16 protein-coding genes and 2 pseudogenes are annotated in these 24,889 nt (G+C 63.5%); 7 read left to right on the forward strand and 11 right to left on the reverse strand.

What is annotated here, in order from left to right; translation table 11 throughout:
• Positions 1-73: 73 nt before the first annotated feature.
• A pseudogene (locus tag HN018_RS03615) lies at positions 74-218 on the reverse strand (IS481 family transposase); the annotation flags it as partial.
• 12 nt (positions 219-230) lie between these two features.
• Between HN018_RS03615 and HN018_RS03620 the strand changes: the two are divergent.
• Both HN018_RS03620 and HN018_RS03625 read left to right on the forward strand, forming a co-directional pair.
• The gene (locus HN018_RS03620) at positions 231-1,631 is read left to right on the forward strand and encodes an ISKra4 family transposase (protein WP_171837743.1); all 1,401 of its coding nucleotides are present in this window, start codon (positions 231-233) and stop codon (positions 1,629-1,631) included.
• Between the two features lie 143 nt (positions 1,632-1,774).
• Complete coding sequence (locus HN018_RS03625) at positions 1,775-4,945, forward strand: bifunctional cytochrome P450/NADPH--P450 reductase (protein WP_171837746.1); 3,171 nt, start codon at positions 1,775-1,777, stop codon at positions 4,943-4,945.
• A gap of 329 nt (positions 4,946-5,274) precedes the next feature.
• Here HN018_RS03625 and HN018_RS03630 read toward each other — a convergent pair whose 3' ends face one another.
• Positions 5,275-6,399 carry a YeiH family protein gene (locus HN018_RS03630; protein ID WP_171837747.1) on the reverse strand — a complete coding sequence of 375 codons (1,125 nt, stop codon included), beginning with the start codon at positions 6,397-6,399 and terminating at the stop codon, positions 5,275-5,277.
• A gap of 97 nt (positions 6,400-6,496) precedes the next feature.
• On the opposite strand from HN018_RS03630, the gene HN018_RS03635 reads away from it, so the two are divergent.
• Positions 6,497-7,462, forward strand: a complete 966-nt coding sequence (locus HN018_RS03635; protein WP_171837748.1) for a LysR family transcriptional regulator — start codon at positions 6,497-6,499, stop codon at positions 7,460-7,462.
• Between the two features lie 503 nt (positions 7,463-7,965).
• On the opposite strand, the gene HN018_RS03640 is transcribed toward HN018_RS03635, so the two are convergent.
• The 5 genes from HN018_RS03640 to HN018_RS03660 form a co-directional block, all read right to left on the reverse strand.
• Entirely contained in the window at positions 7,966-8,442 is a 477-nt protein-coding gene (locus tag HN018_RS03640; RefSeq protein WP_171837749.1) for a hypothetical protein, read from the reverse strand.
• A gap of 500 nt (positions 8,443-8,942) precedes the next feature.
• The gene (locus tag HN018_RS03645) at positions 8,943-9,290 is read right to left on the reverse strand and encodes a hypothetical protein (protein ID WP_171837750.1); all 348 of its coding nucleotides are present in this window, start codon (positions 9,288-9,290) and stop codon (positions 8,943-8,945) included.
• An 801-nt stretch (positions 9,291-10,091) separates the two neighbouring features.
• On the reverse strand, positions 10,092-10,613 hold the full coding sequence (locus HN018_RS03650; RefSeq protein WP_275434180.1) for a DUF4142 domain-containing protein: 522 nt from the start codon (positions 10,611-10,613) through the stop codon (positions 10,092-10,094).
• Positions 10,614-11,082: 469 nt separating this feature from the next.
• Positions 11,083-12,501, reverse strand: coding sequence for a chloride channel protein (locus HN018_RS03655; RefSeq protein WP_171837752.1), 1,419 nt, complete (start codon positions 12,499-12,501; stop codon positions 11,083-11,085).
• A gap of 12 nt (positions 12,502-12,513) precedes the next feature.
• Entirely contained in the window at positions 12,514-12,714 is a 201-nt protein-coding gene (locus HN018_RS03660) for a hypothetical protein (RefSeq protein WP_171837753.1), read from the reverse strand.
• 193 nt (positions 12,715-12,907) lie between these two features.
• On the opposite strand from HN018_RS03660, the gene HN018_RS03665 reads away from it, so the two are divergent.
• The 3 genes from HN018_RS03665 to cax all read left to right on the forward strand — a co-directional run bounded on the left by HN018_RS03665 (position 12,908) and on the right by cax (position 15,460).
• The gene (locus HN018_RS03665; protein ID WP_171837754.1) at positions 12,908-13,081 is read left to right on the forward strand and encodes a DUF1328 domain-containing protein; all 174 of its coding nucleotides are present in this window, start codon (positions 12,908-12,910) and stop codon (positions 13,079-13,081) included.
• A gap of 61 nt (positions 13,082-13,142) precedes the next feature.
• Positions 13,143-14,405 (forward strand): cation:proton antiporter domain-containing protein, encoded by a 1,263-nt coding sequence (locus HN018_RS03670; RefSeq protein ID WP_171837755.1) that lies wholly within the window; start codon positions 13,143-13,145, stop codon positions 14,403-14,405.
• A complete protein-coding gene (cax, locus tag HN018_RS03675) occupies positions 14,402-15,460 on the forward strand; it encodes a calcium/proton exchanger (RefSeq protein WP_171837756.1) in 1,059 nt (352 codons plus the stop codon). Before HN018_RS03670 ends, cax begins: the two co-directional genes overlap by 4 nt.
• Here cax and HN018_RS03680 read toward each other — a convergent pair.
• Both HN018_RS03680 and HN018_RS03685 read right to left on the reverse strand, forming a co-directional pair.
• Positions 15,424-16,422 (reverse strand): mechanosensitive ion channel family protein, encoded by a 999-nt coding sequence (locus tag HN018_RS03680; protein ID WP_171837757.1) that lies wholly within the window; start codon positions 16,420-16,422, stop codon positions 15,424-15,426. The two genes, cax and HN018_RS03680, sit on opposite strands and share 37 nt — an antisense overlap.
• A gap of 12 nt (positions 16,423-16,434) precedes the next feature.
• Positions 16,435-17,751 (reverse strand): DUF2254 domain-containing protein, encoded by a 1,317-nt coding sequence (locus HN018_RS03685; RefSeq protein WP_171837758.1) that lies wholly within the window; start codon positions 17,749-17,751, stop codon positions 16,435-16,437.
• A 1,117-nt stretch (positions 17,752-18,868) separates the two neighbouring features.
• Here HN018_RS03685 and HN018_RS03690 point away from each other — a divergent pair.
• The gene (locus HN018_RS03690) at positions 18,869-21,106 is read left to right on the forward strand and encodes a penicillin acylase family protein (protein ID WP_171837759.1); all 2,238 of its coding nucleotides are present in this window, start codon (positions 18,869-18,871) and stop codon (positions 21,104-21,106) included.
• A gap of 103 nt (positions 21,107-21,209) precedes the next feature.
• Here HN018_RS03690 and HN018_RS03695 read toward each other — a convergent pair.
• Both HN018_RS03695 and HN018_RS03700 read right to left on the reverse strand, forming a co-directional pair.
• Positions 21,210-21,475: pseudogene (locus HN018_RS03695) on the reverse strand (HU family DNA-binding protein).
• A gap of 809 nt (positions 21,476-22,284) precedes the next feature.
• Positions 22,285-24,696: a putative bifunctional diguanylate cyclase/phosphodiesterase gene (locus tag HN018_RS03700; protein WP_171837760.1), complete on the reverse strand. Its 2,412-nt coding sequence runs from the start codon at positions 24,694-24,696 to the stop codon at positions 22,285-22,287.
• Positions 24,697-24,889 lie beyond the last annotated feature (193 nt).

Genomic DNA, 24,889 nt, shown 5'->3' on the forward strand with positions numbered 1-24,889 from the left:
CACACTGGGAAGAAATATCTCACCAGCCTCCGGTCCATGCGCCAACGCCTGTAGCCGCCTATTCACCGGACGCTCACCAGATGTTTAGTCCCGGCATTTGGTGGATCAGGTCGAGCGTGAATCGTTTTTGGCTCAGAAGTCCAGGTTTTGCAGATGGCTTCGTAGGGGGTGAGGCCCTTCAGGGTCTTCAGTCGCCGACCGAAGTTGTAGGCATCAGCATATGCCCGTGCATGAACGACTGGGACTTCGTGGACATTTCCTGGTCGCCTTTGACCGAGTTGCTCCCGGACCGGTGCACGCCCGAGCTCGGGCGGCTGCAAGCGGAGTTGAGCGCCAGGCACCCCTTCCGAGAAGCAGCCCGGCTGTTGACCAGTCTCTTGCCGTGCCAGCCGATGAACCACGCCACCATGCGAAACAGGACCCATCGCGTCGCATCGGATCTTGAGCAGATGCCGCCAGGTCAACCCGCGCCGGAGCCCGAAGCCAAACCACAGGGTGAGATCATGGTCCTGATCGACGGGGCGCATATTCGGGCGGCTCATGGCTATCAGTCGCGGCGAGTCGACGTCACCGTCGGCAACATCGAAGTCGCAGGAAGGCCGCCACGGCGGTTCGCTCTGGCCCCCAAGGGTGCCGGATCGCCGTTGGCAACCATGCGTCAGGCGCTTCGAGAGCAGGGTTGGCAGCCCGGTCGCTCCGTCACAGTGCTCAGCGACGGCGAGGCGGCTCTTCCCGGCCTGGTCCGCGCCGCAGTTGGTGAGCCGATCGCGTGCATTCTCGACTGGTGGCACATCTCCATGCGAGTGCAGCATATCCAGCAAGCGATGCGCGGCATCCACGCCCCCGATCCGCAACCATGCTTAGATCTGGACATGATCGACTGGTGGGTCGGCCGACTACAAAAGTTGATCTGGCATGACCGCTCCGACGAGGCGCTCGACGAGTTATTCTACATCCAACACGCTGTGCCGGTGGTCGTCCGTGTCAATGGCGAAACGTTAAGATCTGCCGCTGCGATGCTCCTCTGGAACTGCGACGACCTGCGTCGCGACTTGGAGAACGCCGGCAGCTCGTTGATCAACTACGGTGAGCGTTACCGCTCCAAGCTGCCCATCTCGACGTCGCGGGCAGAAGGATGCTTCGACGAGATCGCCAACGCCCGCATGGCCAAGAAGCAGCGAATGAGGTGGTCGCCCGCAAGATGCACATGGCGTCGCCGTGGTGCGCGCCGCGGTCCTGGACGGTCGTCTCACGCAGCCATTCAATCTTCCTCTGGCGGCGTGACCAAAACCTTTCCACTCCCGCAACGCTGTAAGCGACTTCGTCCAGAGTTTCGTGCGATTAGATTAGCACATGTCGCATTTATCCAGAAGCTTTTCTCAAATATTGATCGTCTGACATACTCGAACTATGCGTTTCAAATTCCAGCGAATGACTGCAGCGCGACACCCGTCTCCCTATGCATGAGGCTCCGCGCCGGATTATCCAGCACAACCCTCGTTGCCTTGCATATTGCGAGACTGGTCACCCCTTCTCGGGCGAACATCTGTTCTAGAGACATCTGGACTGATCACCGCGGGCGAGATCCAAGGTGCGGCTGCATGAGCCGCGCCGACTGCACGCGGGTGTGAAATATCAGCCACTCACTGTGCCGGAACCGAAGGATTTGCCGGTGAAGTTTTCGCCTGTGTTCACCCCGCCCGGGGATGGTCACTTGCCACATCCCCGGGCTGCAAGGACAACGGTCGAGGCGAAGCAAGTCCGGAGCGCTCCCATGCCGATCAGCCCGATCCCCCAGCCCCGCACCATCCCGCTGCTCGGCAACCTGGCCGACATCGACAGTCATGGCCCGGTGCAGAGCCTGATGCGGCTGGCGGCCGAGCACGGCGAGATCTTCCGCCTGAGCCTGGCCGGCCAGAACCCGATCATCGTGAGCTCGCATGCGCTGGTGGATGAGCTGTGCGACGAGACTCGCTTCTGCAAGAAGGTCCATTCATCCATCGAGCATGTCCGGCCGCTGGCGGGCGACGGGCTCTTCACCGCCTACGACCACGAGCCGAATTGGGCGCGTGCGCACCACCTGCTGATGCCGGCGTTCGGTCCGCTCGGCGTGCGCGCAATGTTCGGCAAGATGCTGGACGTGGCCGAACAGATGCTTCTTCGCTGGGAGCGGTTCGGCGACGCGGAGATCGACGTCGCCGACAACATGACCAGGCTCACACTGGACACCATCGCGCTGTGCGCGTTCGACTACCGGTTCAACAGCTTCTACCAGAACGAGATGCACCCGTTCGTGGCGGCAATGGTCGGCGCGCTGGACGAGGCCAGTGCACGTGCCCGCCGGCCCGAGGTCGCGTCGCTCGTCATGCTGACGAGGCGGCGGCAGTTCGACCACGACGTCAGGCTGATGCACGCGCTCACCGATACGCTGGTCGCCGAACGCCGCGCGCATCGGCGGCCGGACGGCGCGCCCGATCTTCTCGACATCATGCTCGACGGGCAGAACGATAACGGCGCGCTGCCTGACGAGAATATTCGCTACCAGATGGTCACCTTCCTGGTCGCCGGTCACGAGACCACCAGCGGCCTGCTGTCGTTCGCGCTCTTCCTGGCGCTCCAGAACCCCACGGTGCTGGACCAGGCGCGTGCGCAGATCGATGCGGTGCTGGAAGGTCGCGCGCCCACGGTCGAGGACCTTGGGCGCCTGCACTGTGTCGAACAGATCCTTATGGAGACCCTCCGCCTCTGGCCCACGGCACCGGCCTTCGCGGTGACGCCGCTGCAGGACACCATCGTCGGCGGCCGGTATGCCGTCACCACAGAGGACACACTCCTGGTGCTGAGCCCGGCGCTGCACCGCGACCCGGCAGTCTGGGGTGCCGACGCGGAACGGTTCCGCCCCGACCGGTTTGCGCCCGAGCAGGCCAGGCAACTGCCACCCAACGCCTGGAAGCCGTTCGGCACCGGTCGCCGCGCCTGTATCGGCCGCGGTTTCGCAATGCAGGAGGCGCAGTTGGTGCTGGCGATGATCCTCCAGCGCTTCCACATCGAACTCGCCGATCCCGGCTATCGGCTCGAGATCACCGAAACGCTGACGATCAAGCCCCACAATCTCTTTATCCGCGCCCGCCGCCGGGGCCCCGCCGCCCGCCGCCCCGCCAGCGCCATGCCAAGCGCGCCGCAGCGGCCCTTAACGCCGCACATCGAGCCGGCGGCAGCCGGTCCGAGCACCGGCGGACGGTTGCTGGTGCTCTACGGCAGCAACACCGGCTCTTGCGAAGCCTTTGCCAGGCGCATCGCCAGCGACGCCGCCGGCCAGGGCTATGCCGCCAAGGTCGCGGGCCTCGACACGTATACGGGACAACTCCCGACCGACGGCGCGGTGATCCTGCTCAGTGCAACCTATGAAGGGCAGCCGCCCGACAACGCGGCTGCTTTCCTGTCCTGGCTCGAGGCGGAGGAGCCCGGCGCGCTTTCCGGCGTGCGGTTCGCGGTATTCGGCTGCGGCAACCCCCAATGGAGCCGCACCTATCAGGCGATTCCCAAGCGGCTGGATGGCGCCCTGGAACGTGCCGGCGCCAACCGGATCAGGCCCCGTGGGGAGGCAGACGCGAGCGGCGACTTCTTCGGCGATTTTGACGAATGGTATGCTCAGCTCTGGGCCGATCTGGGGCGCACATTCGGGCAACAGCCGGTTGCGGCGGCGGTGCCGCAGGCACTGGAGATGGATGTGCTGCCGCCCGGGCGTGCCACGTCGTTACGCCTGACCGACCTGCAGGGGGGTGTCGTGCTCTCCAATCGTATCCTTGGCGACACGGATCGATCGCCGGGGAACTCGGTCAAGCGTCACATCGAGATCGCATTGCCGTCCGGTATGAGCTACCGCACGGGCGACTATCTGGCGGTGCTTCCACGCAATCCGCCGAACAACGTCACGCGCGCGCTGCGGCGCTTCGCGCTGGCGCCCGACACCCAGATTGTCGTACGCAAGGGCGGTCCCGCGACGACGCTGCCGGTCGGCTACCCGGTTTCGGTCGCCGAACTGCTGGCGAACTATGTCGAGCTGGAACAGCCTGCGACGCGCGAGCACGTCAACATGCTGGTTGAGTGCACACACTGCACGCCGGAAAAGATGGCGCTCGCCGCCTTCGCCCATCCCGACATCTACAGGAGCGAGGTTTTGGCGAAGCGCGTGAGCCTGCTGTCACTGCTCGAGCGGTTTCCGTCCTGCAACCTGTCCCTGGCCGCCTTCCTCGGCTCGCTGCCGGGAATGCGCGTGCGCCAATATTCGATTTCCTCCTCTCCGCTACGCGATCCGGCGAGGTGCTCCCTGACCTTTTCGGTGCTGGATGCACCTGCCCTTTCGGGTAATGGACAATACCTGGGCGTGGCGTCGAACTACCTGGCAGGGCTCGGCGAAGGGGCCCGCCCCTCGGTGGCGGTCCGGCCGTCCCAGGCTTTCCATCCACCGGCCGAGCCGGCAACGCCCATGATCCTGGTCTGCGCGGGCGCCGGCTTCGCTCCGTTCCACGGCTTCCTGCAGGAGCGTGCGCTCCTCAAGCGCCAGGACAAGCCGGTAGGCCCGGCATTGCTGTTTTTCGGCGTCGCTCACCGTGACATCGACCGGATCTACCGGGAAGAGCTGCGCACTTGGGAAGATGAAGGCGTCGTCACCGTGCGCATGAGCTATTCGCGTGAGCCGGAAGGAGACGTGCGCTACGTTCAGCACCGCATGTGGCAGGACCGCGCCGACGTCGCCGACCTGTTCCGGCGCGGGGCCACGGTGTTCGTATGCGGCGACGGCGTCCGCATGGCGCCGGACGTCCGTGCCACCTTCGTGCGCATCTACGGGGAAGCCATGACGGTTCCGCCCGAGGAAGCGGAAGCCTGGGCAGATCGCATCGAGCACGAAAACGGACGCTACGTCGCGGACGTGTTTTCGTGAGCCATGCGTCGCGTTGACTGATCCACTCGCCACCGGGAGTGATCGGTAGGTGCTAAAACACAATCTGAGCGCATAAGTCGGAATGCGGACCGACGTAAGTGGAGGCATGATCGATTGGGACAAGGGCTGCGTCTGTACCATCGCAGTCACGCGAAGACGATGCGTCTTGCCGTTAAGTCGGAGGAGGTTGCCGTGTTTGCGCACATAGAAGCCCTTCCGGCCAGTCATAGACTTGGTTCCGACCGGGTTCGACATCACGACATCTTCGATAATCGATAGGTCTTCAACCACCGATGAGACAGAACCCAAGCATCTCTGGCGCTGTCTGGTCAGGCAAGGCCGAGCAGGCGGATCAAGCCCAGGCTGAGCAGCCCCAGCGCCAGCAGGGACAGCAGGACCACGGCGGTGACCCGGGCGCCGGCTCGGACTGCCACACGCAGGTCGGTACCCAGCCCGAGTGCTGCCATGGACACCACGGTCAGCAGGCTCGCGGCCCATGAAGCCGGCTGCAGCATCACGTGCGGCACCATCCCGAGGGAGCGCAGCGTCGCCAGGCCCAGGAAGCCGATAATAAACCAGGGCACCAGCTTGTGCAGGGGGAGGCCGGCCTGCTTCGGGCGATCGCCGGCGGTCAAATGCGGTGCTGCCTCGTCGGTCTCGTCGCGGAGCCGGCGTGTCAGCAGGGACAGGACCAGCACCACCGGCCCCAGCATCAACACGCGGACCAGCTTGACCAGGGTGCCGAGCTGCACCGCGACCGTCCCGACGGGTGCCGTCGCCGCCAACACCTGCGGAACCGCGTAGACGGTCAGACCGGCGAGCGCGCCATATTGCAGCCCGCTCAGATGCAGCAGCGGCACGGCCAGCGGCAGGAGCAGCACCAACACGACGCCGAACAGGGCGGTGAAGGCGATGGAGGCCGCGACATCCTCGCCATCGGCGCCGATCACCGGCGCCACCGCAGCGATGGCCGAGTTGCCGCAGATGGAGTTGCCACAGGCGACGAGGGTCGCCATCCGGTGCGGCAGGCCGAACAGGCGACCGATGCCATAGGAACAGCTGATCGCCAGCACGACCACCGCGGCGATCCCGACCAGTAGGCCCGGACCCGCTGCCAATACGGTGCGCGCGCTGACGGACGCGCCGAGCAACACCACGGCGATCTCCAGGAGCATCTTGGCGCTGAAGCTGATGCCGGCCTGCCAGCGGGCGGAGGGCATCCAGGCAGTGCGGACAACCGTGCCGATGATGATCGCCAGCACCAGGCTCTCCAACCAGGCGGTACCGAACACCCGCCGCTCGAGCACCGCCATAAGCGTTGCAGCTCCGGTGACCAGAACACACAGCCCGATCCCCGGCAGCGTGCGGCGGACGCTGTCGAAGGCGGGCAGCCAAACAGGAACCGATGGGACGGCCAGAAGCGGGGAAGGCCGGTTGCAGGCACTGGCAGCCATGGGTCACCTCGTCTCGATGACGGGAGGATGACCCTCTGGCTGACACGCTTCCAACGGATTAATATGCTAGGAATGATCTGTTCTGGAGATCGGTTGGATGACGCTTGAGCAGCTTCGCATCTTCGTCGCGGTCGCGGAGCGCCAGCATGTGACGGCGGCGGCGCGGGCGTTGAACCTGACCCAGTCCGCCGTGAGCAACGCGCTCGCAGCCCTCGAGGAGCGTCATGCAATCCACCTGTTCGACAGGGTCGGACGCGGCGTGGTCCTGAACGAGAATGGTCGGGTGTTCCTGGGCGAGGCGCAGGCCGTGCTGGCGCGGGCCCGTCTTGCCGAGACGACCCTGGCTGATCTGGGCGGTTTACGGCGCGGGCGGCTTGCGGTGTTCGCCAGCCAGACGATCGCAGGCTACTGGCTGCCGGAACAGCTGGTGCGGTTCCATGAGCGCCATCCAGCGGTCGAGCTCGATGTCCAGGTCGGCAACACGCGCGAGGTCGCGCAGGCTGTGCTCGATGGCGCAGCTGAGCTTGGGTTTGTGGAAGGCGAGCTCGACCATCCATTGCTTGAGCAGCAGGATGTCGGACAAGACCGCCTGGTTATACTCGTTCACCCATCACACGCCTGGGCAAACGGCAAACGCCTGCTTGGCCACGACCTAAGCCTGGCCGTCTGGGTGATGCGCGAGCAGGGGTCTGGCACCCGCTCCAGCCTGGAAGCGGCGCTCACGGCAGCGGGCTGCGATCCATCTGCACTCTTGGTGGCAATGACGTTGCCCTCGAACGAAGCGGTCCTGAGCGCAGTGCAAGCCGGTGCCGGTGTGACCGCACTATCGGAACACGTGGCACGTTCAGCGCTGGCAGCAGGGCAGCTTGCTGCGGCTCGGTACAAACTGCCCGAACGGAGATTTCACATGCTTCGACATCGGGATCGCTACAGCAGCCGCGCTGCCGACGCGCTTGTTGCTGCGATAGGCGAGACCGAGAATCAGGCAGGTTCACCGGATCTCGAGCGAGAGCGCAGTTTGGTCCAGGGCCGCCCCGTACGATCGAGGACACCATGTGATTAAAACAAGGGCAATCGGAACGAGCCAAACTACCGCAAACACTGTAGTTGAAGCGCCCCAATGAGAAGGGGAGCGGGAGATCATGCTGTAGCGGCCGCGGGAGGGCATTGCCAAAGCCAGGGCTGAGAACCGTTTCCTCGGCCGTAAATCAGAAGTCGATACCGATGTCGTCTGGGATCGCATCTTTGCCGGCCGGTCTCCGACCACCCTAGAACTAGATTGTTCGTTAATGGAATTGTTGGGCCAGACCCATATCTTGACCTTGCCCCGGTAGAGTGGACACCGGTTACGGCTTACGCAGCCGCAGCGGTTTGTTCCAGATCAGCAGGTAAACTTTTGCCCACCCGTTGCCGCCGATCGCACTACCCATGCATGGGAGACGGATCGCATGACGGAGCTGCGTTTACTTACTCGTCCCGGTCGCCGGCGGCCGGGCTGAATACATGTATTGTTGCTCATCAGACTGGACATCGGCAAATCGGTTTAATCTGTGACTCTATCGGCCTCTAATGGTGCTCGGACTGGGCCAGCCGCTGTTCCGCAAGCTGCCGCCAGGGTGCATCTGCCGGTGCCGCATCGAGTGCGCGCCGGAACAGGGCAGCCGTTTCCGGCCCGACTGCCCCATCCGCCCGGCTTTGCGCCTCTGCCGCCTGCATCGCCACGGTCGGATCGAAACCGTGCGCGATCGCTACCCGCCAGGCCGCCGCCGCCGCGCCCCAGCTGCCGCGGGACGCTTCCGCCTGGCCGAGCAGGATGTATCCCTGGCGCGCCTGCGGAGCAGCCGGGTTCATCTTCGCCAGTCCCTGCCGCAGCGTGTCGATCAGGCTGGCGTCTTCCTGCTCGCTTGTTTCCGCCTGTGCCATGCGCTGGCCGATCGGTTGCGCGGGCAGGTCCGGCCGGCCGCCGGACAGGTAGAGCAGCAGTGCCACCGGCGGGATGATCGCCAGGACCAGCCAGCTCCGGTTCCGGCCTAATACGGGCACGGGCGATAGCAACGTGCTGTGTGGCGGCCGTGCGTAGGCCTGGAGTTGACTGGCACCAACGCGTGCGGCCGGATGAAGCTGAGCGAACCATTGCGACATTTCACGGGCAGGAATGCATTGCCTCAGCCTGGGGCCGCCCGCAGACGAGAAGGGAGTATTACAGATCCTACATTCGATCTCCCAAAGCTCGAACCGGGCCTTTACCGAGACCGGGTCAACACTGCCGACACGATGAAGCGTGCAACACGTTGAACAAATCTGGATTGGTCTCGAGGCCGCTCGTAGCATAAGGGCGGTCGGTTGAAGTCGGAGATGCATAGAGCCGCGGATGATTGCCGGCTCTGAACGCTTCGTTACGGTGAGCCGCCAGATGTCGCTGGTCGAGATCAACCGACGTTGTTCTAGTACTGCGCGATCCCACCGATAGTGTCGCGCACGTACTGTTGCGGCTCACGCCAGAGCCACACAGCGCCAGGACTGTCGCCAACTCACCACGTATCTCAACACGATAGCCTCGTCTGCGGCAACTCTGCTACGACGTTGCCCTGCGCGCGCTTCCATTCGAGCGCACACGTCTCGGCGAACACCTTGTAGAGCGTCAGGTCCATCAGGCGATCCCGTAGCGTGTGCGGCACCCGATCCGCGAGCGTGTCACGCCGGATGGTATGTAGATTGCCAAATATGGTCGGCCCCTCATTGCAGGCCGTCGAGCAGCCGAAATGCGCCGCGCTGATCTTGGAGAAGCCGCCACCACAGACCCCACAGTGCATCAAGCCCGAGAACAAGTAGCGCGGTCGCTGCTTCGACCAGGACGGCCGGGGGACCAGGGGCGTTGAAACGCGACGCACGCGGCGACCGTCGCGCTGTTGCTTGCTCCCGTCGCCGCTTTCGCCCAGACCAGCCCATCGTCCGCCACGGCCGGCAGTAATCCGCCCGGCTTGGCAGCCGGTCGGACCGCAGGGACCGACAATTCGGACGCCTATCCGACACAGGCCGATGGTACTGCGGAGAACCCGAAAAGCACCATGGTGAGCCGGCGGGCACGCGCTCGAGTACCCAGCCGCATAAGCAGACGCGACATTATGAGCAGACCCTGAAGAGCAATTCGGCGAGCCGGGCACTGGATCGCGCGGCCGGCACGGACAACTCAGGTGCCTATCCAAGCCAGGCGGACGGCACGACGGGCAATTCGAGAGCACCGTCGTGAGCCGCGCGCTCGGAACGACGACGCCGAGATGATCGGCGTTGCTGCTGCGGACCGTTGCCGGCCGCACCCCGTTTCGTCGGGACGCCGCAGCACTATCGAAAGCGAACGGAATTCTGCATTTTGCGCTATCTATAACAGAAACGCGCTATCCTGCTTGGGACGTCTCGCATGAGATCGAGCCGGCGCGCCGCAATCATTTCCCTGGCCGTGGTCCTGGTCGGCGCGGCAGGCTGTTATCTTGCCATCGTCCGCGCCTCCGCGCTGGTGACAGCACGCAACATCCTGAGGGCCGACGACGCGCGCGGGACATCTCTGGGCCAGGATAGAGACGCGCTGCAGCAGCAGGTCACAGGCCTGGAGGCGCAACACTCGACCGCACGAGAATCTGTCGGTCAGGCGCAGGCTGTCTTTCGGCTCGAGCGGGCATGGCTACCCGACCAGGTTAGCTTTGCGAGAGCAATGCCTCGGCAGCTTTCAGATTATACTGCACCACCGGCAGCCGGTCGCTCGCATACTTCTTGATGGCGGGGTCGGTTCCGGAGGCGACCTCGCCCTGATAGGCCTGCAGCATCGCCTTGTGACGGGTGATTTCCTGCGCGACATACGCCTTGTCGAACGCGCCGCCGTGGCTTGCCGACATCGCGGTGATTTCGGCGATCTGCGTGTCGCTCGGCGAGGTGGGAACCGTCATGCCCTGCGCGGTCGCCACCTGTCGCATGCCGATTGCCATGTTGGCGTGATCTGCCATCATCCTAAAGGCAAACGTCTTGACAGCCAGCGACCGGGCGCCCGTGGAGGCGTAGCTGGCGGCCAGTTCTTCCGCCAGATTGTCCTGGCCGGCGGTCTGCACGAACTGTGAATCGTTCGCTGGAACAGTTGCGGTTGTCTCACCTGTGCCGGAGCCGGCGCAGCCGCCGACTGCGAGAAGAGGGAGTAGGGCAGCGAAGATCAAGCGGCGGATCATGCGTCTGGTTCCGTTTCAGGAGAGCAGGAAAATGCCACTGCGATGCCGGTCGTCGGGACCGACGCAACGAAAACCTAGTCGCAGTCACTGTGGAACTGTCCTCTGAAACGGATGGATTGCAAAGCTCAATCGCTTCCGGGCGGTCAGTCTTTGCTTCTTATTGCTGGCGCCGCAGCGTGGCTAATGTGCTCGGTTGGGCGGTTCGCAATCGCCGGCCGGGCCTTCTCGGACACGCGTGACGCCGTTGGCTGCGAACACTAGGCCGCGGGAGACGATGGCTCGTGCGACATCTGTCTGACGCGGCCTCTATGGTGCAACTGCGGTGCGAGAGCGGCTAGCAAATCCGGCCTCCGGCCTATCGGGAGTCGACGGCGGTGGATGGACGTGTCGGTGGTCCCAGGTTGGCGCCCTGCCCCTTCCGCACCACGGTGCCGCATGGGCGTTGTCGAGATCAGGCGTGCCCATCGCCTCAAGGCGGGGCGCTGCTCGGCCGATCGCGTTCCCCCCGATCTGAGTGAGCCGGCTCCGGCTCCATAGCCACGCTGGTCTTGATCGACGAGGCCGGCTCGATCGCCAGCAGGAAACGCTGCGCCAACGCGCCATACAGTGCCCGGCGGCTGACGAGCCGCGACACGCCGTAGGCGAGGAACGATGTCGCCAGCAGCGGCACAGTCAGCCCCTGGTTGTCGGTCATCTCCATGACGATCACGGTTGCGGTCAGCGGCGCCTGCACCACGGCCGCGAAATAGGCGACCATGCCGAGCAGCACTACGGCACCAGATGGGCTATGCGGCAGGTAGACGGCGATCCAGCCGCCGATACCAGCGCCGACCGACAGCGACGGCGCGAAGATCCCGCCTGGTATGCCGCTACAGTAGGACACCAGCGAGGCAGCAAACTTCCAGGCGAAGAAGCTGGCGGGGAAATGCACCGAGCCGTCGACCAGATGGCGCGCCTCGCCATAGCCGGTGCCGTAGCTGGTGCCGTGCGAAGCGAGGCCGATCAACGCCAGAACCAGGCCGCACAGGCCGGCGAACAGGATCGGCCGGTCACGCACGAAGCTGCCAGCGCGGCCCGGCAGGCCGCCCGACATGCGGACCAGCAGGGCACTGAACGCGCCGCCGGAAACGCCGCCGACCAGGCCGCAAGCGATCACTGCGATCCATCCGGCGCCGATCGGCAGGGTGGCGGTGGTGTGGCCGAAATAGGTATAGTTGCCGACCAGCGCGAGGCTCGTGACGCCGGACAGGATGACAGCGGTCAGCATGGTGCCGCTGGTGCGGGCCTCGAAGGAGTGGCTCAGCTCCTCGATCGCGAAGACGATGCCGCCGAGCGGGGTGTTGAAGGCGGCCGAGATGCCCGCGGCGCCCCCCGCCAGGATCAGGGCGCGGCGCATCGCCACGTCCGAAAGTCGCAGTGCGCGCCCGAGCGCATGCATGATGGAGGCTCCCACCTGCACTGTCGGACCTTCGCGGCCGATCGAGGCGCCGGACAGGATGCCCAGCACGGTGAGCAGCATCTTGCCGAACGCGATCCGCAGCGACAGCACCCGATCGACCGATGATGCATGCCGCATGTGCAGGGCGGCGATAGTCTGCGGAATGCCACTGCCCTGGGCACCGCGAAACGCGCTCCGCGTCAGCCAGGCTGACAATGCAAGACCCGCCGGCGCCATCAAAAGCATCCAGGCTGGATTCCGCGCCGAGATCATCCGGCGCAGACGGTCGGCCTGGTCGGCAGCGTCGGCGAACAGGATCGCCGCCAGCCCGATCAGGATGGCGCCAACCCACCACACGATCCGGTGTAGCCATAGTCGACGTGAAAACAGGGATGCCCGTCGGAGGCGACGGAGCCGGGACTTCGCCACGGCGGACAAGGGACGATTCATCCGCGGCCTCCTCTACCGCGTCCCTTTGGCCGTCAAGCCCCGGGTTGACGGATTTCCTTTCAAGTTAACCAGGAAAAAATCGAAACCGGCTTCGGTCACCCGGTCAGGTTCAGCCGCCCGATGCAGTTCAGGAGGTGCGATCCCGGCCGTGCTCTGCTTCAGCGGAGCCATTGCCAGCATGTAGTTCTCGTTGATCGAGGCTGCCTTGAGCATCTCGCGAATTGTCTGGGTCGCCCTCGCGCAGTTGCTCGTCGGCCTTGGCGGTTGTTGCGCCTCCCGGAGCGGACTTGTCTCGCTTTCGCAGGGCCAGTCAGTGTTTTCGCAAGCGGATTTACCGGATCGGTTGATGCCATACTGCCGCAAATACCGAACGATGTGATCGGGCCTACGGTTCGAGGAGCCGACAATGCTTAAATTGGCCATCATCTTCTTCGTGGTCTCGCTGATCGCGGGTTTTTTCGGCTTCTCGGGCGTGTCTGCGGCGACAGCGGGCATCGCCAAGATCCTGTTTTTCATAGCCATCGCGATCTTCGTGATCTTCATTCTAATCGCGATCCTTGCGGGCAAGGCGATCTTCTGATCCGCCGGCCGACCGCGAACGCGATGGCTGCCTGACACAGATCCACGCTACTCAAGGATCCATGACGATTCCCGATCCCTGGCTGCTCGCCTTCTCCGTCACCGCGCTGCTGCTGCTGCTGGGCGCCTCCTCCGGGCTGGTCAATTCCGAGCTCTGGATGTCGGAGCCTCTGGTCTGCGCGCTCGCCGGCATCCTGCTGGGCCCGGTGGTGTTCGGCTTCATCCGGATCGATCCCGGGCACGACCCGACCGCCCGCGCCGTGTTCCGGGAGGCCCGCCGGGTGACGCTGGCGATCGCGGTGCTCGCGTCGGCGGTCCGGCTGCCGCGCGGCTGGCTGCGCCGGCACTGGCGCAGCCTGTCGGTGGCGCTGGGGCCGGGCATGCTGCTGATGTGGGCCGCCGGCACCGCGGTCGCATGGGTCTGCCTCGGCCTGCCGCTGTTGGATTGCGCACTGGTGGGCGCGATCCTGGCGCCGACCGATCCGGTGCTGTCGGCGCCGGTGGTCAGTGGCCCGCTTGCCCGGCGGACCGTCCCGGACGATCTCCGCCATGCCATCAACGCCGAGAGCGGCATCAATGACGGGCTGGCGCAACCGTTCGTCATGATCCCGCTGTTCCTCATCCTGGCCACCCGACCGGGCTTGCATGGCCACGGCATCGGCGACTGGCTGCTGCAGGTGCTAGCGATCGAGATCGGCAGCGCCGTCGTGCTCGGCGCCGCCGCAGGCTGGGCCGCCGGCGTCTGCCTGCGCTGGGCAGGCCGTCATCCCGACGCCGAGCGCTCCTCTCTGCTGACCATCGCGCTCGCCCTGGCGCTCGCCACCCTGGCCGGGCTGCAGGCGATCGGCGGCAACGGCGTGCTCGGCGCGTTCGTGGCAGGCGCGGTGTTGAACGAGAGCTTCAGCGAGCAGCACGAGGAGCACCAGGAGCATTTCAACGAGGCGGTCGCCCGCTTCTTCGACCTGCCAATCATGTTCCTGCTCGGTGCCGCAGCACCGTGGGCGGACTGGTATCAGATGGGCTGGCGCGCACCTGTCTTCGTGCTGTGCATCCTGCTGTTCCGCCGGCTGCCGGCCTGGCTGCTGCTGGGCGGCCTGATGTCGTGGACCCGCCCGTTCTCGCATCGTCTGTTCGCCGGCTGGTTCGGGCCGGTCGGGGCGGCTGCCCTGTTCTATGCCTGCGACGCCCAGGGCGCGACCGGGATCGGCGCGCTCTGGCCGGTGGTGAGCCTGGCCGCCGCCGCCTCGGTGGTGGCGCATGGCATCACCGGCACGCATCTGTCGGTCTTTCTTGGCCGCAGCCGGCAGCGCGGGAACGCCGCATGATCCGGCTCGGCCTGCTGCTGCTGGTGCCGGTGGCGCCGCTGCTCCATTACCTGTTCCATGTCTCGCCGATCTGGGTGTTTCTCGCCGGCATCCTTGCGGTGGCGGTGCTGGCGGACTGGATCCGGGCGGCGACCGAGCAGCTGGCCGGTCATACCGGTCCGGCAGTGGGTGGCCTGCTGACCATCAGTCTCGGCAGCGTCGCCGAGTTGCTGCTCGCTTTGTTCGTGCTGATGCAAGGCGAGGCGGACGTCGTGCACGCCCAGATCACCGGCTCGATCCTGGGTACGAGCCTGCTCGGGCTCGGCTTGGCGATCGTCGTCGGTAGCTGGGGGCGCGAGCGCCAATCCTTCAAACGCGAACGTGCCGGCCTGTTGTCCAGCCTGCTGATCCTGGTGGTGATCGCGCTGCTGCTGCCAGCCGCCTTCGACTACACCGGCCGTCACATTGCCAACTCGGCTGGTATCGCCGGTCGCGACGAATCGCTGAGCCTGGCAGTCTCTGTCGTGCTGCTGCTGATATATGTCGCCAATCTCGCCTACACGCTGATCACACACCGCGATGTATTTGCATCCGGCGAGCCGGAGGGCCAACCGGATTGGTCGATCGCCCGCAGCCTCGCCGTGCTGATCGGGGCCACGGTCGCTGCCGCGCTGGAGAGCGAGATGGTGTCCGGCGCACTGACCGAGGCCGCCTCGACGCTGCATCTGACGCCGATCTTCCTCGGCGTCATCGTCATCGCCCTGGTCGGCACAATCTCCGACCTGTTCGCGGCGGTTTGGTTCGCCCGCCAGAACCGGATGGGGCTGGTGATGAGCATCTGCATCGGGTCCGCAATCCAGGTGGCGCTGGTGGTGGCGCCGCTGCTGGTGATCCTCTCCTGGCTGTTCGGCCATCCGATGACGCTGGTTTTCGAGGATCCGCTCGACCTGTTCGCGATCGCAGGCACCGCCTTCATCGTCAACGCGATCGCCGGCGATGGCGAGACCACCTGGTTCGAAGGCGTGCTGCTGATCGGCGTCTATATCGTGTTCGGGCTCGCGTTCTTCTTCGTCTGATCCGGCGCTTCCGAAGGCGGGGACTGGCGGATCTCGATCGGCGGAAGGCCGACTATGTCATAGGTTGCCGACGCGATGCCGATGCCGGCCTGTTCGAGGGCCTCGATGATGTCGCGGCTCATTGCGTCCTTGGTGCCGCGCACGCCGTGGGTGTCGACGATGAATCGCACCGAGAGTTCGATCCAGTTGTCGGTCATGCGGACAAACACGCGGGGATCGAGGTCGATCGGGTTGACGCCGAAGCGCCCCTGCATGTCATCCTTTTCCCTGGTCGCGATGCCGTTCGGATCGATCGCGTGGCGATGTGCGGCATCCAGCAGGATCTGCTCGGCGCGGGCCCGATCGGCCTTGTAGGTGATCCAGATCGCCATCTCCTCCCAGATGAAGGGGAAGTCGCGTGTGTAGTTGAAGACCGGCTCGGAGAAGATCTTCGAGTTGCTGACGGTCACGATCCGCCCGGTGAACTGCCGGCTCCGCACCCACACCGCGGGATCTGCGCCCTGGACGCTCGGCGGCTGGCCCATTTCCATGATGGTGGTCTGGATGAAGCCGAGCCGCATCACGTCGCCGCGCACGCCGCCCATCGATATGCGATCGCCGACGGTGAAGGTGCTGCCGCGCAGGATGACGAAATACCCGGCGACCGACGTCACCACCTGCTGCAGGGCGAAGGCGAGGCCGGCCGAGAGCAGCCCGAAGGCGGTGGCGAGCCGGGTCGGGTCGCTGAACCAGATCGACAGCAGGCCGAGGATCAGCACCACCGCCGAGAACAGGCTGACCGCCTGGCGCATCCAGAAGCGCGTCTGCGTGCCGGCATGGTCGGTGCGGCGCAGTAATAGCCCGATCAGACCACGGATGAGCGCGCTCGCCCCCAGCACGCCGGCAATGAAGGCGATCGAGAGCAGCAGCTTGCGGCCGTTCTGCGGATTGACGCCGACCCAGTCGACACCCAGGAAATGCATATACGGTCTCCGTCAGGCTTGGGCTACGGCCGGTCCGGCGGGTCCGTGCCGGCGCATGCTCATGAAGGCGTGGTGGCGCTGCCTGAGGTCGTCGAGGTCGTCTGGATTGGCGACACTGCGCGTGGCGTCGTCCAGGACGAGGGCAGCATGGCGCTGCAGCGTGTCCAGCCGCTCGGCGACTGTCTCGACCCCCGCGGCCGAGACCAGCACCTCGAGGATTCGGATCAGCACGGCAACGCTGCCGGCGGCGTTCTGGCGGATCAGGTTGAACATGCCATCGCATAGCCCGTCATAGGTGATCCTCGGCACCACCAGCACGGGCCGGTCCTGCCGCAGGAACACGCCGCTGCCGAGATGGCGTCCCTCCAGCTCGCACAAGGCGGCGCCGAGCCGGTCGAGCACGCTCATCGCCGTGTGCGGGTCGTTGATGCCGGGCGAGAGCGCGCGCACCGCCACCTCGACCAGCTGCCGCAGCGCGAATTCCAGGTCGGCCGAGCTCACGCGCTGCGCGCCGAGCGCGGTTGCGTCGCGGATGGCGGCTTCGGCGCCGTCGACCAGCGGGATCATCACGGCGATGGCAGCACCCGGGAACACGTAGTCGCCGGGCCGCACCAGCAGCCGGATCGCGGTCCGGTGCTTCGCCGCCCAGTCCGCCAGCCCGTCTCCCTCGAGCTGCTGCAGGTAGCCCTGCCGTGCATCGCTGACGATGTCCGCGCCATTCCAGATCGACGGATCCGGCACCGCCGGCTGCGGATGGTCGGTGGTCAGGCGCGCGATACCAGACCTGACCTCCAGGGAGACCAGCTCGATCACCGTGTCGACGTTGATCCGTCCCGCCATGTGGCCGACGAAGAAAACCAGCGTGCCGACTGAAACGAAGGCGAGCACGATGCTGATGGTGAGCGACAGGTGCGGGACAAACTCGCCCTCGCTCGGTGTACGCACGCTCCTGAGCACCATCAGGCTGAACGAGAAGGTACCGAGGAAGGTGCCGAGCGTGAACTGGTTGCCGCGGTCACGGGTGAAGTTGCGCAGCAGCCTCGGTCCCATCTGGCCGGCCGCCAACGACAGCGCGGCAATGGTTATGGAGAAGACCGTTCCGGCAACCCCGATCGTCGAGGACGCGACCGCCCCCAGCAGCGTGCGGGCCCCGGTCGCGCCACCATTGTAGAGCCAGGGGCCGGCGATCAGCCATTCCGGCACGACGCCGCTTCGGTCGAGATGCACCACGCCGACGGCCCCCAGGATCCCACAGAGGACCATCAGCGCAGGGAGCACCCAGAACCTCTCGCCAAGGTCGCTGAAGAACTTACGCAGGCGTGCGATCATGTCGTGCGGTATCCAGAACGGGGTGGTTAAGGTTGTTCACCGGTCGCGTCGGCAGGCTCCCCTGCCGACCTAACGCAACGAAAGCCGGAACGGATCATGCGGGCGGCACGGCCGCCTCCGTCGGCGCCACGTCGAAATCGACCGGTCTGTCAGGTTGCGCGTGATTCGGCTCGGTCGCACATCCCGTGCTCACGCGGCGGTGATGACGTGCCCCGCTGGTCTGAATTCGCCGTTAAGCCGTGCCGCCCTCAGCATTTGCTGCCTCCAAGCGTTGGCAACGAACGCTCACCCCGGCCGGAGGACCCGTTATGCAGAGGAAGATCTCGATAGCTTTCAGCCCGAATTCGAGCCTTGAGGTCGTCAGCCTCAGTGGGGTGGCGCGCAACCTCGCGGTGATCATGCACCGCATGTGGGTGTTTGGGACGGGGTTCGCGTTCGGAGGGAAGGTGTCGGTAGCGGCCGCCGCGTAACACGCGACCCGCGCCACTACCCTCCGCCGACCGCATCCTTGACGAAGGGGCGGGTCAGTCCGTTACGATCCCTGCAAGCGCCTGTTACAAGCGACCGCGCATTGTCAGATTGGACGACCCAGCTCCTCGAAACCCATCGTGGGGCGGCAGAAACGCCAGACCCCGGACTGAAGACAGATCCAGAAACGCGGTGCCGTCAGACGGCAGCGAAGAAGAAAGACCCTGCTACCGTTCAAGTCCCAGGGTGACGAACGGCCTCAACAAAGCGGATTGCACGCTCCCGTGTGATGCCGTTTGCCCAATCATGACTGATCACCCCGAGGGCTCCGAACTGGCTCGAACGGTTCAGCCGCACCTCGTGATCGCCGATCGTATTGTGCGGGAGGATACCGGCCTCGAGGTGGGGCACTTGGGAGCCCCGGCGTTGATGCGTTGCCGGCCCGCTGCGGTGCGAAATCGACGTCGATGATTTGCTCAACCCTGCGGCAAGCCCGTGCATGTCGTCCTATGACTGCAGACCGGACCCGGTTAGCCGTCGGCCGGCCAGCGCGTTGGCGCGCGGCTGCCGCATGCTCCGGCTTTTACCTGGACGTCGTGCATGTATCATCCTCCCGGGTTGGGGGATGAGGAACAGTCTGGTGAAAAGCATGAGCGGCGTTGATAATCACCCGGGACGGCCCGGCCTGTTCTTTTCCGCTCTGGCAGCAGCGCTGTACATCGCGAGCGTGCCGCGTGCCGACGCTCGGAGCGGCGATGATCTATCGGCGCTACGGCAGGAAGCGTCGCAGGTCACGATCGTCAGGGACGATTGGGGCATCGCGCATGTCCACGGCCATACCGACCGCGATGCCGTGTTCGGCATGGCCTACACGCAGGCGGAGGACGACTTCAACCGAGTCGAGACCAACTATCTCACCGCTCTCGGCCGCACGGCGGAGGCAAGCGGCGAAGCGGCGATCTGGCAGGACCTGCGCCAGAGACTGTTCATCGATCCGACGGTGCTGAAGGCTGACTACGCCGCAAGCCCCGCCTCGCTGCGGTTGCTGATGGACGGATGGGCGGACGGGCTGAACTGGTATCTCGCGACTCATCCCGACGTCAGGCCGCTCGTGATCCGGCACTTCGAGCCGTGGATGGCGCTGAGCTTCACCGAAGGCAGCATCGGTGGCGATACCGAGCGCGTGCCGCTGAAAGAGTTGCAGGACTTCTACGGAACGCCGGGCACCACGGCGACGCCTGTGGTCCCCGCGACTGCAACGCGATCCGGGCTCGTCGCGCCGAAGGAGCCTGGCGGGTCGAACGGGATCGCCATAGCGCCCGCCAACACGCGCGATGGGCACGCGCTGCTGCTGATCAATCCGCACACCTCGTTCTTCTTCCGCTCCGAATTGCAGATGACCAGCGACGAGGGTCTCGACGCGTATGGCGCGGTTACCTGGGGGCAGTTCTTCGTCTACCAGGGCTTCAACCAGCATATCGGGTGGATGCACACGTCGAGCGGCGTGGATGCGGTAGACGAATTCACTGAGACGGTCACGCGCCACGGAAACCGGCTGTTGTATCGCTATGGGAACGAGGAGCGGCCGGTCACCGTCACGAAGCTGCAGGTGCGGTATCGCACCCCGTCCGGGAGCATGGCGTCCCGGAGCTTCGCGGTGTATGGCACGCACCATGGCCCTGTCATCCGTGCAGCCGGCAGCAAGTGGATCAGCATTGCGCTGATGAATACGCCGGTCGCCGCGCTCAGCCAGTCCTGGCTGCGGACGAAGTCCTTCGATTACGCGTCGTTCCTGAAGATCGCTGTACAGTTCAACGCGAACTCTTCCAACAATACCATCTTTGCCGATGACAAGGGCGAGATTGCATATCTGCATCCGCAGTTCATCCCCTCTCGCGACGATCGCTTCGACTACACACGCCCAGTGAACGGGGCCGATCCCGCAAGCGACTGGAAGGGGCTGGTGCCGTTCGAGCGGACGCCGCATGTGGTCGATCCGCCGAATGGTTGGGTCATGAACACCAATGACTGGCCGTATTCGGCAGCTGGTCCGTTCAGCCCAAAAGAACTCGACTTTCCTCGCTACATGGACAGCTTCGGCGAGAACCCACGCGGCATGCATGCGACACGGCTCCTCACCGGCACCAAGGGCTGGACACTGGAGGGGTTGAACCGCGCAGCATTCGACCCCTACCTGCCGGCTTTCGCAAAACTCATCCCGCCTCTGCTGCAGTCCTATGACGGGATGCCCGGTTCGGATCCGTTGAAGGTGAAGCTCCGGGACCAGGTCATGATGCTTCGGGGGTGGGACGACCGCTGGAGTGCCGGGTCGATACCGACTTCGCTGGCGGTATTCTGGGGAGAAGACATGTGGGCACGCGCCGCGGCAGGCGCAAAGACCGCCGGGATATCGCCCTATGACTGGATGGAAGACCGCATCCCGCCGCGCGAGAAGCTTCAGGCGCTCGCGGAAGCGTCCGACCGGATCGCGCACGATTTCGGCGACTGGCGGACGCCATGGGGCCGGATCAATCGCTTCCAGCGGCTCGATGACCAGATCGACTCGCATTTCAGCGATGCGCAGCCGAGCATACCGGTACCGTTTACCTCGAGCCGCTGGGGCTCGCTCGCCTCGTTCGGCGCGCATGCTTACCCGAACACGCGGAAATGGTATGGCACGCTGGGCAACAGCTTTGTTGCCGCGGTGGAGTTTGGGCCACGCATCCGGGCAGTCGCGGTGACCGCCGGTGGCGAGAGCGGCCATCCCGGATCACCGCACTTCGAGGACGAGGCCGATCGCTATGCCACCGGCCATTTGCGGGAGGTCTATTTCTATCCGGACCAGCTCAAGGGCCATACCGAGCGGACATACCATCCGGGGCTATAGGCCAGCCCGGCAGTTCTTCTCCAGCATTGGCCCGCCTCGTGTTCAGATCGACAGCGCCGCTTGTCTTACCGGATCAAGACAGGCAGCGGCCGACGTAGGACGGCTAGACGGATTTCTTGAGGTTCGGGCTGGCTTTGAAGCGGACGGTCTTGCCGGCCTTGACCTTGACGGGCTCGCCGGTGCGCGGGTTCAGCGCCTTGCGCGCCTTGGTCTTCTTGACGGTGAAGGTGCCAAACGAGGACAGGGTGAAGCCGCCTTCTTCATTTCTGAGACAATGGCCGCGATCAGCTCGGCGGCTGCCAGGTTGGCGGCGACGCCGGTGCAGCCGGTCGAGTCCTGCAATGTCTCTACGATAAAGGCCTTGCTCATCTGTCTGGTATCCTAACCCGCGTTAAACAAGGTATCGACTTCGGATCAGCTCGGTATTCCTAATAGACGAGTAGCGGTGGCTGGCCACATGCCTTGTTTGGCGACAGCTCGAAGAAAACGTAAAATGGCTAGATGACATATTTCCCTTTGCGGAGAACTGCCTGGACGCTGGGTCTTGCAGTAGGCCGGCGCGCAATGAGTGCGTGGCGTGATTGCTTCCATCTCACGCGGCGGTAGACCGCGCATGTCGGATCGGGCGGCGCTGACCGGGATCCTGTTTGTGCTGCGCACTAAAATCTATTGGAAGATGCTACCGCTCGAGATGGAATTTGACCCGGGCATCCGTGCTGACGCCGCTTGCAATACTGGTAGGAGACAGGCGTATGGGGCATCTGGCATCGAGAGCTGCTGCTGCGGCAGTGGGCGGCCGACCGGATCAACTGGAGCTGGACCTGTCCAGACGGCGCGTCGTTCGCTGCTAGGAACATAGTAATAAGACAGAGCCGAATTGGACCGATCAAGGAAGGCACCGTGCGACACGAAACGCCATCTTGTGACCTATCCGGCAAGGCATCCCGCTCGTCTTCGTTCTGACCGGAGGTGACAGTAATGACAGCACACCGTTCGGGGACCTGCTGGATCGCATACCGTCGATCGTTGACAAGACAAGTCCTCGTTCATCAACCGGAAAAGCTTGACGCCAAAAAGCCTATGACTATCGCCGTTGCTGACAGGCCAATCGTCGTCTCGGGACAATGCGTTGCATTGCCCTGCGGGACATCTTCATGAAGCTCGTAGTCGTTTTACCTCTAGATCAATCTGAGGTGAAGTGGCGTCTTACGGACGAGTTCCCCCTTAGCGTGGCACGATCCAGCAGCAATGAGTTGCAAAGCAGCCTCCAGCGGTAGCGGCCGGCTGAAGTGGAAGCCCTGCGCAATGTCACAGCCCAGTGACCGAAGCTGAGCAAGCTGGCCCGGCTCCTCGACACCCTCGGCGATCGTTGTCGCGCGGAAGCTACGTGCCAGTTGAATAATGGTTGCTACAATCGATGCTGCGTCGGGAGATGTCTCGAGATCTCCCACGAAAGCCTGATCGATTTTGATGGAGTCGAATGGTAGCCGCCGAAGGTAGAGCAGTGAAGAATAACCGGTTCCGAAGTCGTCCAGCGCGACTCTTACGCCAGCTCGCCTGAGTGCAGTGAGTGCATTGACGATCTCAGGTGTGTCTTCAAGCAACACTGTCTCGGTCACCTCCACCTCGAGGAGGTCGGGCCTAAATCCGATTTCCTCCAGGGCCACGATCGTGTCGGCTACGAAGCTTTTCTGACAAAGCTGTACAGCCGAGACATTGACCGCAACCCGGATATCTCCGCCCCAGCTATTAGCCGCGCGGCAGGCCTCGCCAATTACCCAAGCACCCAGACGTACGATCAGGCCGGTTTCTTCAGCAACGGCAATGAAGTATCCTGGATCGAGAAGGCCGCGGCTAGGATGCTGCCACCGTATCAAAGCCTCGAAGCCGAGCAGCGCGCCACTGGCTACTTCATATTGCGGCTGGTAATATAGAATGAATTCATCATTATCCAGCGCAACTAGCAACTCGGCTTTCAGCTCTTTATGACGTTGCTCAGCGACCGCAAGTTCCGGACGAAACACCTCAAAGACGCCACGTCCGCGTGCCTTGGCTTTGTATAGTGCAAGATCCGCCTGCCTGAAGATTTCATCCGGCGTGAGTAACGCGTTGACGACCACGGTGATGCCGATCGAGGCTCCAATAAGGATCGTAGTACTTTCAAAGATAAACGGTGAAGTAAGAGCAGCAACAATATGTTGCGCTATCAACGGTGGAGAACCCAATTCCGAAGCGCTCTCCATCAGCAAGGTGAACTCGTCTCCGGCCAGGCGAGCAATCACGCCTGCGTCTGGCGCCAAATGGCGCAACCGAACGCTGACTTCACGTAACACGGCATCGCCCGCAGAGTGGCCAAACGCGTCGTTGATCTCCTTGAAACGATCCAGATCGATCAGGAAAAGCGCAAAGGAAGACACTTGGCCTAATCTCTCTAGACAGGCCAACATCGCGCTATTGAATGCGGTGCGGTTCGCAAGCCCGGTCAGTGGATCATGCAGAGCTAGAAATCGCATCCTTTCCTGATCGCGCATCTGTAATGTGACATCGCTGTGAGTGGCGACCCACCCGCCGCTGGCGAGGCATTGATGATGAACAGCGAGAATCCTTCCCTGTTCGGTCCGGACAACAAATTTGCTTGATCGATTACCTGCAAATAGATGCCGATGGGACGTCAAAGCAGCCTCGGCATCATAACCGATTGCGAGTGATCCGGCGCTTTCACGGAGTGCAAATACCTCGGCCAGCGTCATTCCCGGGACTATATGCGTTGACTCAATGCCATACATTGTAGCGTATCGCGCATTGGAAACGATAAGCCGGTGATCAGAGGAATACAGGCAAAGGCCATCGGATATATTCTCAAGCGCGACATCAAATCGATCCGCAAGCCGCTTGAGACTACTCTCGCGATCATCGATCTCGCGCTTCAATGGTCGTGCGATACTAATGAAGGCGAAGGTTGTGAGGATCAGGAGAGCGACTGACGCGAAAGCAATATTACGTTGAAGTTTAACTACGAGATCGCGAAAGGCAAATCGAGATAAGCCGCTAAAGACAGCGCCGATCACCCGTCCATCCGGCGCCCGTAATGGATCATAAGCAACGTAATAGTCTGTTCCGGCCACATTTTCCCGCCCGCGATAGGCTTGATTGTGTTTGAATATTGCGTCGTGAATTGGTCCGGGCGCCAGGGAGGTGCCGACAGCCCGCTGTCCATTTCGGCGAATCGTGGTCGCAATTTGGACATTCCCGCGAAATATTGCGATATCCCCGCCTAGCATTGACGACATCTTATCCACAAATGCCTCATTGGCATCCAGCACGACATCTCCGGCCACCAAGTATTGATCTTTAAGTCGGACCGCACCATAGTAATGCAGGTCTTGCTGGATGATGGCAATATTTCGACCAAGACGATCCATCGCCCGATTGTCGACGCCGTCTCCCAGGACGACTCTGGTGACCGCCAGAGACATCAATGACATGATCACCAGGCTAATAAGGCCGAAGGCGACAAGCATTGAGCTAGGATGCAGCTTAACAAGTGCGCGAAAAATGAAGCGGACTTTCTGGCGAAGCTTCGATTTCACGGGCCACTCCAACACCGCCTGTCCTTCTATACTTGGTTTTACAATCGTTGAGCAAGGTTAATATATAAATAGAATCGATTTTGGATCCAGTGCGGAATGGTAGTTCGTCGCAAGTTTGCGAATCTGTCCTGAACATTTGAAACCTTGATATCACTATTGAGGTTGAAGTATTAAGTGTTCCAGTCTTTTAGAC

This window comes from Lichenicola cladoniae (genome assembly GCF_013201075.1).
Classification (GTDB): Bacteria; Pseudomonadota; Alphaproteobacteria; order Acetobacterales; family Acetobacteraceae; genus Lichenicola; species Lichenicola cladoniae.

Excerpts from the sequence above, each read along its gene's own strand:
- HN018_RS03620 (WP_171837743.1), top strand. The coding sequence starts at position 231 with ATGAACGACTGGGACTTCGTGGACATTTCCTGGTCGCCTTTGACCGAG.
- HN018_RS03625 (WP_171837746.1), top strand. The coding sequence starts at position 1,775 with ATGCCGATCAGCCCGATCCCCCAGCCCCGCACCATCCCGCTGCTCGGC.
- HN018_RS03630 (WP_171837747.1), bottom strand. The coding sequence starts at position 6,399 with ATGGCTGCCAGTGCCTGCAACCGGCCTTCCCCGCTTCTGGCCGTCCCA.
- HN018_RS03635 (WP_171837748.1), top strand. The coding sequence starts at position 6,497 with ATGACGCTTGAGCAGCTTCGCATCTTCGTCGCGGTCGCGGAGCGCCAG.
- HN018_RS03650 (WP_275434180.1), bottom strand. The coding sequence starts at position 10,613 with ATGATCCGCCGCTTGATCTTCGCTGCCCTACTCCCTCTTCTCGCAGTC.
- HN018_RS03655 (WP_171837752.1), bottom strand. The coding sequence starts at position 12,501 with ATGAATCGTCCCTTGTCCGCCGTGGCGAAGTCCCGGCTCCGTCGCCTC.
- HN018_RS03660 (WP_171837753.1), bottom strand. The coding sequence starts at position 12,714 with ATGCTCAAGGCAGCCTCGATCAACGAGAACTACATGCTGGCAATGGCT.
- HN018_RS03665 (WP_171837754.1), top strand. The coding sequence starts at position 12,908 with ATGCTTAAATTGGCCATCATCTTCTTCGTGGTCTCGCTGATCGCGGGT.
- HN018_RS03670 (WP_171837755.1), top strand. The coding sequence starts at position 13,143 with ATGACGATTCCCGATCCCTGGCTGCTCGCCTTCTCCGTCACCGCGCTG.
- cax (WP_171837756.1), top strand. The coding sequence starts at position 14,402 with ATGATCCGGCTCGGCCTGCTGCTGCTGGTGCCGGTGGCGCCGCTGCTC.
- HN018_RS03680 (WP_171837757.1), bottom strand. The coding sequence starts at position 16,422 with ATGCATTTCCTGGGTGTCGACTGGGTCGGCGTCAATCCGCAGAACGGC.
- HN018_RS03685 (WP_171837758.1), bottom strand. The coding sequence starts at position 17,751 with ATGATCGCACGCCTGCGTAAGTTCTTCAGCGACCTTGGCGAGAGGTTC.
- HN018_RS03690 (WP_171837759.1), top strand. The coding sequence starts at position 18,869 with ATGAGCGGCGTTGATAATCACCCGGGACGGCCCGGCCTGTTCTTTTCC.